Below are 12977 nucleotides of genomic sequence, written 5' to 3'. Positions count from 1 at the left end.
CCTATCGGTCTTCATAACCAGTTTCATTTTCTCATGCAGGTGATATCGTCTCTCCCCACACGACACAAAAAGAGAGCTGTTTCTCTTGGAAACAGCTCTCCCGATTGATTTGATCATCTGCCCATGCCCTTTAAGAATGCCAGAAGCATTGTCAGACTTCGATTGATATCCGGGTTGTTGACAGCCCTGACCAAATCCAAGTAGCCTGTTTTGACAGATTCATCAGCAGCTGCGGCTTCTTGCATACCGCTATTCAGTTTGTTTAGCAAGTAAGCCATCTCATCTACCTTGACTTCACCTAAAAGCAACAGGAGCTTGCTTAAATTCCCCAGGATGGCGGAATACTTCGGTTTATCAAATATCTCCATCACATTTGCCAATGCATCTTCTTTATGTCGAACAAGCGCACTGCCCATTTCCAGAAATCCCTTTTCATGGAGGCTGGCCAGCAGCTCGATACCTTCCAATATCGCCTCTTTATTATCAGCCACCGCTTCATTGATTTCCTGAAGATTTTGCTCTTGTACCGCTTCTTTTGTAATTTCCATTCGTTTAATTTTCGTAATTGGTTCAGCCACGTTGTTTCACCTTGCTTCCTGGAAAAATATAGTCATCCCGTTGCCACTTTTCTTCTACCTTCACACTGATTTGCGGCTGCGGGTTTCCACGGCGATGATTATTTGACGGAAGCGGACTCTTGCCCTTCTTCTTGAGTACTTCCATCTTTACAGCGATTTCCTTATAAGCAGGTGTGTTTGTATCCTTATCTACACGGTTATCGGTCAAATAATTGACAGCAGTCTTTCCATTATCATTCAACGGCAGATATAATTCTTTCCCAGATACGCGATCGGTAACATGGGCTATACCTGTAACCGATCCTGCATGAGAGGTCAGTTTTATTTCTCCGCCCTCCTGCACACCTCTTTCTTTTGCCAATTCAGGAGAAATTTCAATAAAGGAATTCGGTGTTTTACTAGATATTTTCTTCGATTTGTATGTCATATTTCCTTCATGGAAATGTTCCAATAAACGGCCATTATTCACATGCAAATCATATTCATCATCGGTTTTATAAGGCAGTTCAAAATCTAACAAATAGAACCTGGCCTTGTTATCGTCAAAAGGAAAACCATCCTTATAAAGTAAAGGCGTATCTGTCCCATCTTCCGCCACAGGCCATTGCAGACTATTGTATCCTTCAAGCAAGTCATAGCTGACTCCCGCAAACAATGGCGCCAAACCAGCGGCTTCATCCATGATTTCCGATGGATGGTTATAAGACCAGTCGTATCCCATCTGGTTGGCAATAGCCTGAAGGATTTCCCAGTCGGGTTTAGACTCACCTGTTGGTTCCAATGCACGGTAAAGCCGCTGGATGCGACGTTCCGTATTCGTGAATGTACCTTCCTTTTCCAAGCTTGGTGAGGCTGGCAGGATGACATCAGCATATTCCGCAGTCTTTGTGAAAAACAGATCCTGTACTACAAAGAAATCCAATTTCTCAAAGGCGGCTGTGACGTAATTGATATTCGAGTCAACTACTCCTGTATCCTCACCGATTACGAACAGACTGTTAAGTGTTCCCGCATGAATCGCATGCATCATCTCGTGATTATCTTTACCTGCCTCTGCCGGAATTTCACAATCCCAAGCTTTTTCATACCGTTTTCTAACTTCAGCATCTGTCACCAATTCATAGCCTGGGAAATAATTCGGCATACTGCCGAAATCACTGCATCCTTGTACATTATTATGGCCTCGCAACGGATAAGCCCCAGTGCCTTTGCGCATGTAATTCCCTGTCAGCAACAGCAAATTCGATATCGCTGTGCTTGTATCACTGCCTAACTGATGCTGTGTGACTCCCATTGCCCAGCAAATAGCGAGTTTATCTACTTCAGCGATTTCTTTAGCAACTTCTTTCAGTGTTTCTTGTGAAATTCCAGTAACCTCTTCTGCATAATCCATTGTGAATTTTTCAAGACTCTGTTTATAGTCCTCAAATTGATTCACCCATTGATTAATGAAATGCTTATCTTCCCAACCCATATCGATAATATATTTTGAAACAGCTGACAGCCAGACAAGATCTGTTCCGCTTTTAGGGCTGATGAATCTGTCAGCGCGCTCTGCCATTTCATGCTTACGTAAATCGAACACGAATAGCTTTTGCCCATGAAGTTTATGAGAACGCTTGATTCTTGAAGCAAGCACTGGGTGCGATTCTGCAGTATTGGACCCAATAGTGATCACCAGATCAGCCGCAGCAATATCATCAATAGATCCTGAATCGCCGCCGTGTCCTACTGTCCTGAACAACCCTTTTGTTGCGGGAGACTGGCAATAACGGGAACAATTGTCCACGTTATTCGTTCCGATTACCTGGCGAGCCAATTTTTGCATCAAATAAGATTCCTCATTTGTCGCCTTGGAAGAGGAGATGAAGCCAAGTGAATCAGCTCCATGCTCTGCCCTGATCCGATTGAAACGTTCAGCAACGTATTCAAGCGCTTCCGGCCATTCTACTTCTTCAAATTGGTCTCCTCTTCGGATGAGTGGTTTTGTCAGCCTTTCTTCAGAATTCACATAGTCCCATCCGAACTTGCCTTTGACACATGTAGATATCCCATTGGCAGGAGAATCTTTTTGCGGCAAAATGCGTAATATTTTACGATCCTTGGTCCATACATCAAACGAACAGCCGACACCGCAATATGTACAAACGGTTTTTGTCTTTTCGATTCTATCTTCCCGCATGGAAGCTTCCGTGTTGGAAATAGCATATAAAGGCTCATAGCCGGTTTCAGCTGTTTTGGTAGCTTCAATCATCGAGCGCAAAAGCCCTGGTTCATGATCTGTCATATAACCAGTCTCGCGTAGCATATCCTTCTCCATCAGTGCATTACAAGGACAAACAGTGACACATTGTCCACATCCGACACAGGATGATTGATCAATTGGCACATCATTATCCCAGATAACACGGGGTCTTTCTCTATTCCAGTCAATCAGCAGCGTCTCGTTTACTTCTACATCCTGGCAGACTTCCACACAGCGCCCGCAAAGTATGCACTGATCTGGATCATATCGATAATAAGGACCCGAGCTGTCAATTTCATAAGGTTTTGCTTTAAAATCATAAGACTGGTGTTCTAAACCGAACTCCGCGACGGTGTTATGTATCTCGCAATTGCCGTTATTATAGTCGCATACCGTACAATATAACTCGTGATTTTCCAATATACGATCCAGCGCTTCTTTCTGAGCAGCCTCCACATGAGTCAAATCCGTTTTGACCTCTATTGGCTCTTCAATTGTTGTACCACAAGCACGCGTGATTTCTCCGTTTACCTCCACCATACAGGTATCACACGTTTGGATCGGTCCAAGTGACTCATTGTAGCATATTTGTGGTACAAATTCGCCAGTCGTATTGATCAAATCCAGCAAATTTTGCCCTGGCTCAGCTAAATACTGTTCGCCATTAATTGTCACAATTAAATGGTTTTGCACATAATCTCCTCCCCTTTTGCTCTTTGAATACTTATTTCCTTTTTCCCGAACAAACCCGTTTTAAACATACTTGTGTAGAGAACCTAGCTTGCCGCAAGCCGCAAAGTATTCTTTCAATGGGGAAATCAATTAAAAGGGCGTGCAATTCTGATCACGCCCTTTTTACTTATTTAACCTGACTGCATTATAATATAATATTCTGCAAAATTCAAATTATGAAGCGTTCCCTTTGGCTCTACCAGAGGAATACAGCTAAAAGGGTGGAGATGAATAAACCAAACATAACAGGCAGGAAATTTTTACGTACCAGCTCCATGACTGAAACCCCACAAAACCCCGCTATTGCGATCAAGGAAGACCATGCAATGAGTGCCCCGCCTCCAGTCCAGATAGCACCCATCTGGCCAATGGCAGCCAATGTGGAGGTGTCCATCGGGAGGGAAGAGGCAAGCGCCCCGGTAAGCGGCAATCCGGAAAATCCGGATCCATCTAAACCAGTAACTATTCCTATAATTAGTATACTGAATGCTGACAAAAAATCATTCTGCGGCAGAAATGACTGTGTGGACTGTACAAGGTCGAATAAAAACGCCGGCCCACTTTCAACGCCAAGTATCCTTCCGGAAAAATCCGAACTGCCAAGAAAGAAAAAACCAGCTATTGGAATGACTGGCCCCATCGCCTTGAAAGCAAACACAAATCCATTCGTGATATGGGTACTGATATAATCGAGTGCATGCTGCTTGCCGAATGCTACAGTGGTCAATACAAGAAGGATGACTGCTACTCCCCCGATGAAGGCTGCCCCGTCACCGCCCTCAAGCCCGCCCATTCTACCTGAAGCCAGCTTCGTATACATCATATAAACTACGACGCCAATTAGCGCTAGTGGAACAAGGATAGCAAACACGCTGCTCCAAACGTGCAGATATCTTGTATGCGGCTTGTTGGTTTTATTGGTGGCCGTTTCCAATTTTTCCAAGTCCTTCTGTATGAACGGATCCCCCTGTTTTCGGATTAATTTACGGTTCAATACATACGCCAGCACAATTGCAACCACTCCTGAAATGAGTGACAGGATCATCGCTTTATCCGCAACTGTGTCCACATCGACGCCAGCAGCTTTGGCAGACAAACTTGGTGCCACTTGAACGATATAGTCGGAAGATAACGCCATTCCCTGACCCGCAATCGCAATAATGACTGCCGCCATTATCGCCGGCAGGCCTGAACGAATCGCTGCTGGTACGAGCAGTGCACAAATGAGCGGCACGGCCGGAGTCGGCCAGAAAAACAATGAAATGACATACGTGACCACAGCCAAAATAAAATAAGAGACATGGCCATTGACCATCGTCTTTTGGATCGGTCTGATCATTTTTTCATCAGCTCCCAGATCACGTAAGGAGTGTAGCAAAGCCAACATGAAAGTAATGATCAGGAAAATATTGAACAATTCTTGTGCTGCTACCAGATTTGCCTGGAAAATCGCTGTAAAACCAGCAAGAAGACTGCCTTTATAACAAAGAGCGATGACAAACGTGCCAACCAAGGTAGGCAGCACAACCCCTTTGCGGAATATCATCGTCAGGATAATCACCAATGTGAATAAACCGTATACCCAATGAGAAAGTGTCAACTCCACATTCAACCCACCTTTTCACATCAACTGTGCTTTAGTCTATGCGGATGAGCCAAATGCGGTGCGGAGATATTTATGCAAGTGTTGCAGAGATTTGGCATGTTGCATGAAGTGAAATCAGGCAGCGTGGCAGAATTCTTTAGAGAAGCCTAATAATTAGAGGACATCTTCGGGTTATTCAAAATGCTTCTCAACCCATGCAAAATCACATGGTAAGGTTTCCAAATACTGCATCTGTCATTTGCTGTAAGTCATCAGGTGACAGCTCTACTTGCAGGCCTCTTTTCCCAGCGGATATGATGATCGTATCTTGTGATTCAGCATCAGATGACAAATAGGTCGGATAGTGCTTTTTCATTCCGATGGGTGAACAGCCACCCCGGATGTAACCGGTTGTCTCCTCCAGTTTTTTCATCGGTAGCATGTCCACTTTTTTATTGTCACTGATTTTAGCGGCTGCTTTTAAATCCAACTCCCTCTCAGAAGGGATACACGCGATGATCACACCTGTTTTATCCCCCACGGCGGCCAATGTTTTAAAAATCTTGTGGTATGGTTTACCTGTTTTATCCGCCACTGACATAGCATCCAGGTGCTTTTCGTCCCATTGGTATTCATGAATATAATAATTGATTTTTTCTTTATCCAAAATGCGCATTACATTTGTTTTATGGATTTTTTTCTTTTTCAATTTCATTCCTCCCAAGTATCAGGATTATATAAAATTCGGCCTATAAATGAGACACGGTTAGCTACCGTTTAAAATATATGATCTCTTTTCTTGAAAAGCCTAAACAAAGCAATGTACCTGTTTCCTCTCCAAGTGGAACCATATATCCCTTCTATAATTTTTGCTCCTTGTCACGCTCACAGTATTTCCTGTTATATGAAATACCCCCATGATATGCCAAATCCCAAGTTAAAGGTTTGCTAATTCTTTTTCACTGCTGCCTCTTTTATCGCACATTCATTGCATAATAGTTTTCCATCCTTTTGCTCCCCATCAAAAAAACCATTTTCACAATAAACATTCTGACCACAACAATGGCATTGGCCAATTAGTTCTCTCATACAAATCCCTCCTGATGCTATTATACAATAAAAATGAAAACAGTTAATTCAATGATTCAGTATTCCATAAATTTTCTGTTCGATCATCCACAGAAAAAAGACTGCCATTTGAAACAGCAGTCGTTCGTGTGAGCGAAGAAGTATATTTCAGTCAGGCAGCAGCATGCAAAAGCGATTTCGGCTGCTTGTGAAACAGGAAAAAAATCGCAACTGTACAAATGATAAATGACGGAACCATGTACGATGCATTATAAACAAGTGAATAAATCCAAATATTATTCCAGCCTGCCGGCATAAATTTGGCAAAGAAAACGGCACCAGCGATCAGATGCGCGGCCATTCGTAAAATTGAACCAAGCAAAACGCCAAGCATGATGTAAGTGAAGTACGCTTTCTTATTGCCATGCTTGACAGCGTCTTTGATTTTAGCGGCGAATATACCTGCAAATCCAAGTACAGTAAATGCGACGGCGTAATCAATGAGGCCTTGCAATGGTACTAGTACATAACCTCCAAATGGAATCTGTAAGATTCCCCACAGAAATCCTGCCGTTAGCCCGCCTTTTAATCCCCAGCGGAATGCCACAATGAATATTGGAATCATTGCGAAGGAAATCGATCCTCCCTGGGCCCAAATTTTAAATTGCAAAAATGGTATCATATCAAGTGCCAATGCCAAAGCCGTAAAAATGGCTACTTCTATCATGAATAATGTCTTGTTAGAATTCATATCCCATCAATCCCCCTTTTTTTAAACACAAAAAAAGCAATGCCAGGGGAAGCTTTTCCTGATGGGGATTTCGCTCACGGCATTGCTATTATCCATCAAAAAAGCCACCATTCCTACGCTAGAATTAACTAACAGGTTCGAAGGGTCTGAACGCTATGTTCACTCTCAGCCATTTGGCTCCCCCTGAAGGCTTCTTGCATATTCGCTTTTCTTGTTACTTACATTGTAGCCTGTAAACACTTAAAAATCAAGCTGTATCGAAACTATTCTGTCAGTTTGAGAAATTCCTCCACATCCTCTACACATAGCTGAATAGCTTTTTCCCAAAAATCCGTTTTTGTCAGATCGACGTTCAGATGTTTTTTCGCCAAATCTTCCACTTTCATTCGGCCAGTATCCTGCAAAAGCGCAATATACGCATCCTCGAATTCGCTTCCTTGTTCCAAAGCGTGAGCATAGATGCCCAGGCTAAACAAATATCCGAACGTATATGGGAAATTGTAAAACGGTGTGCCGGTTTTGTGAAAATGCAGTTTTGACGCCCAAAACATTGGATCATATTCATCAAGCGCATCACAATAAGCTTCTTTTTGGGCTTCCAGCATCAATTCATTTAGTTTATCTACTGGTACCATACCAAGTTTTCTTTCTTCGTAAAATTTTAATTCGAATAGGAAGCGGGCATGGATGTTCATGAAGAAAGTGATTCCCCGTCGTACTTTGTCTTCTAGCAATACTACTTTTTCTTCTTTCGTCCCGGCCTGCTTCACAGCTGCATCTGCCAATATCATTTCAGCGAATGTTGAAGCAGTTTCAGCCACATTCATGGCGTAGCCTTGGTTCATGATGTGCAAATCATTCATCACATGCTGATGAAAACCGTGCCCCAGTTCATGTGCCAGCGTAGCGATATTAGACTTGGATCCGGAAAATGTCATGAAGATGCGGGTCTGCTTTTTATTTGGAAAACTGGTACAAAACCCTCCCGGGCGTTTGCCTGCTCTATCTTCGGCTTCTATCCAGCGGTTTTCGAAAGCCATTTTCGCAAAGTCGGCCATTTTCGGACTGAATTGTTTAAACTGTTCAACGATGAGATGTGCCCCCGACGTGAAAGAAACCTTTGTTTCATTTTTTCCTAATGGTGCCCCTATATCAAACGTACTTAATTTTTCCAAGCCGAGCAGTTTGGCTTTTCTATTTAAGAATGCCACAAATGGTGCTTTATTTTGTTCAATCGCCGCCCACATCGCGTCCAGTGTTGCCTGCTGCATACGATTGTTTGTCAGTGGTTCCTTCAATACATCATCCCAGCCGCGGTGTTGATACATCTGTAAACGGAAGCCAGCCAAATGATTCAACGTTTGCCCAAACAAGGACGCATTTTTTTGCCACTCGTTCTGGATTTTTTCAAACATATTTTTTCGCTTACGTCGCTCAGCACTGGACATCTGATTGGAGGCCTGGCCCATAGAATAATGTTTTGTTTTACCATTTTCCTCCACATTGACCTTCATACTGCCAACAACAGTTTCGTACATTTGATTCCACGCATGATAGCCATCGACTGCTAAATCATTGATCAATATTTCTTGATCCGAAGGCAATAATTCTTTGGCCTCACGCCTTGCTTCTGTAAGCGCAAAAGCAATTTCTTCCAATTCCGGGGTTTTTATCATTTTTTCCCAGGAAGCATCGTCAATTTCTTTTAGTTTTTGGTCGAGCTTCGTGCCAACAGCTCCCATCTTTGCGCTTAAATCACCGCGTTTCGCGACCAAAACAGCAGCATTGCTGTCATCCACGTCTTGGGCACTGAGACAGCTGATATAAGCGAAAACATCGCGCAGTCTTTTTCGAATTGGTGTCAACTGTTCTATAATGGATACCAGTTTCATTCCTGTAGCAGATGATGGATGAAATCGATCGATTTCATCCTTTACACTAGCTATCTCTTGCGTCAAAGCTGACATGGTATCCCTTAACTCCCCAGACTTGCTTCCTCCGGTAAAAATTTGATCCAAATCCCATGTTGGTATGTATTCCTCGGTTACTTCCATCCAATCTCTCCTCCTAGAAAAATATATTTTCATTATAACGATATATCTGACAAAAGACTAAAAACTAGACTTAAAAATAACAGACAACGCATAAAAGTTGTCTGTCCTTAAAATCCTTGCGATTTTTTGCTTTGTTCTACTAATTTATTTTCATATTTTCTTTTCTGTTTGGGCAGATGCATATCAAAAAAAGCAATGACATCTGCTAGGGCGTTCTCCAGCAGTTCTGGATCATTCGCAGCTTCAAGCGCCGCGATTGCTTTGTCATAAGTCTGTGCAGCACGGTTTATTTCTGATTTTTTCTTATGTTCCAGGCAATATCCGTATTGCATATAGATCATTCCCAGCTTCCGATTTTCACTCTGCTTACTGTCTGCATAAATTCGAATAGCATGCTCGTATAGGGGCAACGCCTCATCAAGCATTCCTTTATCAAAATAATAAAATGCCATTTCTGTTAATGCTTCTGCGTGCGTGTAGGTTTCCTCCAATGAAGTCTCTGTAATTTCATCCAGAGCCTGTTTTAGATAACTTACAGCTTTTTCATCTGCTTCTCTGCTCCCATATATTTTCCCAATGCTGATCAAACTGTGTATGCGTAAATTTTCCTGCTCTTTTTCCGGGGACATTTCAATCACTTTCAAATGAAAATTCACCGCATCCTGCACCTGATTCATTGCTGCATAAAGCATTCCGAGTTTAAAATGAAGAAAAAGGATCATATGTTGATCACGTTCCTCTCCACCGTGAAAATGTTCCAGTGCCTTGCGATAATATTTAGCAGATCTCGGAAGTTTGTCCATTTTTTCTTCTGACTCGCCTAAGATTAAAAAACATCTGGCAAGCTTAAAACGATCTGAAAAATCGCTTGTTTCCATTTGCTTCAAGGCGGCCGTTGCTATTCTTCTAGCCAATTTAACACTGCACATAAATGCCATTTCACTAAGAAATAATAAATTGTCCGCATCATCTGCTTCAGCTTTCTCAAATAATGTGCGAATTATCGCGGTAGCTTTGTCATACTCTTTCATTTGTATATAACAAACCGCTGATAAAAGAGATAAAATATTTTCTGTCTCGTCATTTAACTGATACTGTTCACGAAGCTCTCCGATTTTATACACGACGTTCGGGAAATGGCCGCGTTTAAATTCTTCGGTCATCTCCGATACAGCCTCAGACATTTCACCATCTTTTATTTTTTCAAGTTCTTGCAGTAAATCCATCAATTCCCTATCCTGCATTCCTATCCCTCCAAACATCCTGAGATAAGTGTAGCACGTTTAGGGGTCACATCCCTAACAGGATGTTAGCTGGCATTTTCCTGATGCAAAGCATCGGGGCCATAGATTTCAACAGCCATATTGCCATTGCCCGCCTGGGCCCTTACCAAAATAGGTTGCTTATATTTATTTTTAAATACAAAATCCGGCCCCCACCAGCTCACGGTTGCATCTTTTCCAGGGGGAACATATGGAACTTCTCTGCTATGGGTATAACGCTCAACAATTTGAATCCCTTGTAAATTCACTGCATTGAATAAAGTGGAAGAAACCTGGCAGATACCTCCGCCAATATCTTCAGATAATTCACCTTTGACAATTACTGGTGCTTTTTTATATCCTCTTTCTTTTGTCCTTTTCCCGACTACTTTATTAAATGAAAAACTCTCTCCCGGAAATAAAACGTGATTGTTAATGGCTTCCGCAGCCAGCACAATATTATGACTTCGCTCTTTGTTACTTTGTTTATACCGCGTTACATAACTTCCAATCTTATTGGCGCTTATATTGGAAAGCAGTTCACTGTCAACCCTCGGATAAACCACTGTTTTAGGCACACTGATTCTTTTGCTTGAACCATGATATAAAAATTCTTGAAAGACAGTCATGAAGCTATCCACATCCATTTTCTTCCCAGTGATTTCCGGTATGATCTTCCTATTTGCGTCAAGCTTTGCATCCACTGGTTCTTGATGGACCTGTCGACTTAGTCGTTCAAGCAAGATGTGTATTTTTTTGATGTCCATCAACATATGGTTGGTTGCGGGAATTGTAAAATCATCACGATAAATCGTTTCATTGACTCCTTTATCGTGAATGATCATGGCTCCTTGAGCACCTACAGAATTAGTAAACAGCCAGCCGATTGCGGCAAGTATAAAAACCACTTTTTTCAACACGTTGCTTCACTCCTCTTGCATAGTATTTGCAAGTGGAATGCTTCTCATCCAATAGAAGAAAAAAAGCAATCCCGTCAATACAGGACTGCCTTCCTTATTTTTATCTAAAGTCTCTTTTATCTTCCATTTTTCTGCTGGCAATCATCCAACCTGCGACGGATGCCAGTGCAAAAAGGAAATAGCACAATCCTTTTTTCATTGCGAGTCCTCCCTATTTTCGGCTCAAGGAAATACCGGGGCATTCCCTTTTATCCAGCATACAATTTCGTCCTTCTCAAAAAATGGGTGATGCTTCATTTTCAAAAGCAATCTCCTTTAAGAGATTGTTAGAACGGACGGATCTTTCCTTTTTTAAGGAATAGCTTTGGCCCGCCTAATAAGAACAAGTAACGATTATCAACTACTTTTTTCAAAGTTGCTGCCGTTTTACCGGAGAAGTTTTTTGAAAAAGCAGTTCCAATTCCGTCTGTAATACCAAGTGATGCCACAGTTCCTTTATCACTGAAGACGAATTTTTCTGTTGGCTGGCCGTACATGACAGCCTTGATATTTTTGGCGCAAGTGTCAGCATGCTGCATAGCTGATTGTGCTGTTGGAGGGAAAGGACGTCCTTCCGCTTCGTTCATAACCCATGCACAATCGCCAAGAATAAAGATATCTTCTTCACCAGGCGCACGGAGATCGCCATTGACAGTTACTTTGCCTCTTGTCAATTCAAAGCCGGATTTAGACAGAACAGGGTTGCCCGTTACGCCGCCAGTCCAGATAACTGTACCTGCTTCAATCAATTCAGAATCATCGCCAACGATGAATCCTTCCTTCGTGCACTCTGTGATCTTGGCGCCAATACGGAACTCTACTCCCCGCTGCTCTAACGATGCTTTTGCGTAACTGACAAGGTCTTTATCAAATACAGGCAGGATAGATGGAGCTGCCTCCACGTTGATTATTCTTGCCTTTCTGCGATCGATATCGTATTTTTTGCAAAGCTGTGGAACTCTTTCCGCCAGTTCTCCAACCAGCTCAATACCAGTGAATCCGCCTCCGCCAACAAGGATATTCAAGTCGCTATCTTTACTGTCGGGATCATTCTTATATTTTGCAAATTGGTATTCAATATGGTCACGAATCAATTGGCAACCATCGATATCCTGAATGTAAAATGCATTTTCATCCATTCCTTTGATACCGAATGTGTTCGTAACAAATCCTAGTGATATGACGAGGTAGTCATAAGAAATCTCACTATTTTCCAAGATGACTTTCTTCTCTTCTTTTTTCACTTCTTGAACAGCATCATAAACCAAACGTACTCTGTTTGGGTTGATAACATCACTGATCATGATACGTGCTTGGTTATGGTTGATTGTTCCCGCAGCCACTTCATGAAGCCATGTCGTTTGGTAATGGTAGTTATGCTTGTTCACCAAAACGATTTCTGCTTCTTCGGGGGCTAGCTGCTGGGTTAATTTCTTCGTTGTCATCATTCCGGCGTATCCTGCGCCTAAAACAACAATTTTTGGCTTGCTCATGACAAATCCACCTTCCTTTTAAGGCAAAAATGAGTATTACTTATGTAGATTGCCATTTTTGCCTGTTCCAAGATAATATTAATGATAAAGAAGTACCTTTGCAAATACACGTCTATCATAACAAAATTTAGGCAAATAGGCTAATAAAGTTAACCAAAATGTCACATTTCGCCTTCTATTTTCTCCTTGATGTCACCCTCTGTCTCTTTATTATTTCTTCCTGCAAAAAAACACCCCACAAATCAATTCG

At 42.1% G+C, this 12977-nt stretch carries 10 protein-coding genes and 1 riboswitch; all 10 genes read right to left on the bottom strand.

Features of this window, described 5'->3' with window-relative positions:
* Window positions 1-113 precede the first annotated feature (113 nt).
* On the bottom strand, window positions 114-578 hold the full coding sequence (locus ACFSMW_RS02850; protein ID WP_390352843.1) for a helical membrane plugin domain-containing protein: 465 nt from the start codon (window positions 576-578) through the stop codon (window positions 114-116).
* On the bottom strand, window positions 571-3516 hold the full coding sequence (gene fdhF / locus ACFSMW_RS02845) for a formate dehydrogenase subunit alpha (RefSeq protein WP_390352842.1): 2946 nt from the start codon (window positions 3514-3516) through the stop codon (window positions 571-573). Before fdhF ends, ACFSMW_RS02850 begins: the two co-directional genes overlap by 8 nt.
* Before the next feature lie 235 nt (window positions 3517-3751).
* Entirely contained in the window at window positions 3752-5161 is a 1410-nt protein-coding gene (locus ACFSMW_RS02840) for a hypothetical protein (protein WP_390352840.1), read from the bottom strand.
* Between the two features lie 202 nt (window positions 5162-5363).
* Window positions 5364-5816, bottom strand: coding sequence for a Cys-tRNA(Pro) deacylase (gene ybaK, locus ACFSMW_RS02835; protein ID WP_390353895.1), 453 nt, complete (start codon window positions 5814-5816; stop codon window positions 5364-5366).
* Window positions 5817-6088: 272 nt separating this feature from the next.
* Window positions 6089-6229, bottom strand: coding sequence for a hypothetical protein (locus ACFSMW_RS02830; RefSeq protein ID WP_390352838.1), 141 nt, complete (start codon window positions 6227-6229; stop codon window positions 6089-6091).
* Between the two features lie 151 nt (window positions 6230-6380).
* On the bottom strand, window positions 6381-6959 hold the full coding sequence (gene thiT, locus ACFSMW_RS02825) for an energy-coupled thiamine transporter ThiT (protein ID WP_390352836.1): 579 nt from the start codon (window positions 6957-6959) through the stop codon (window positions 6381-6383).
* A gap of 93 nt (window positions 6960-7052) precedes the next feature.
* A riboswitch (TPP riboswitch) is annotated at window positions 7053-7153 on the bottom strand.
* 69 nt (window positions 7154-7222) lie between these two features.
* On the bottom strand, window positions 7223-9013 hold the full coding sequence (locus tag ACFSMW_RS02820) for a M3 family oligoendopeptidase (protein WP_390352835.1): 1791 nt from the start codon (window positions 9011-9013) through the stop codon (window positions 7223-7225).
* Between the two features lie 107 nt (window positions 9014-9120).
* Window positions 9121-10257 carry a tetratricopeptide repeat protein gene (locus ACFSMW_RS02815; protein WP_390352833.1) on the bottom strand — a complete coding sequence of 379 codons (1137 nt, stop codon included), beginning with the start codon at window positions 10255-10257 and terminating at the stop codon, window positions 9121-9123.
* A gap of 65 nt (window positions 10258-10322) precedes the next feature.
* Window positions 10323-11195: a VanW family protein gene (locus ACFSMW_RS02810; protein WP_390352832.1), complete on the bottom strand. Its 873-nt coding sequence runs from the start codon at window positions 11193-11195 to the stop codon at window positions 10323-10325.
* Between the two features lie 326 nt (window positions 11196-11521).
* Complete coding sequence (locus tag ACFSMW_RS02805) at window positions 11522-12727, bottom strand: NAD(P)/FAD-dependent oxidoreductase (protein ID WP_390352830.1); 1206 nt, start codon at window positions 12725-12727, stop codon at window positions 11522-11524.
* Window positions 12728-12977: the final 250 nt, after the last annotated feature.

Origin of the sequence: Tigheibacillus halophilus (assembly GCF_042683165.1) — a bacterium.
GTDB lineage: Bacteria > Bacillota > Bacilli > Bacillales > Amphibacillaceae > Tigheibacillus > Tigheibacillus halophilus.
This window is presented reverse-complemented; position numbering and strand designations above follow the sequence as displayed.

Coding starts and splice junctions, on each gene's coding strand:
- ybaK (WP_390353895.1), bottom strand. CDS start 5,816: ATGCGCATTTTGGATAAAGAAAAAATCAATTATTATATTCATGAATAC.
- ACFSMW_RS02830 (WP_390352838.1), bottom strand. CDS start 6,229: ATGAGAGAACTAATTGGCCAATGCCATTGTTGTGGTCAGAATGTTTAT.
- thiT (WP_390352836.1), bottom strand. CDS start 6,959: ATGAATTCTAACAAGACATTATTCATGATAGAAGTAGCCATTTTTACG.
- ACFSMW_RS02820 (WP_390352835.1), bottom strand. CDS start 9,013: ATGGAAGTAACCGAGGAATACATACCAACATGGGATTTGGATCAAATT.
- ACFSMW_RS02815 (WP_390352833.1), bottom strand. CDS start 10,257: ATGCAGGATAGGGAATTGATGGATTTACTGCAAGAACTTGAAAAAATA.
- ACFSMW_RS02805 (WP_390352830.1), bottom strand. CDS start 12,727: ATGAGCAAGCCAAAAATTGTTGTTTTAGGCGCAGGATACGCCGGAATG.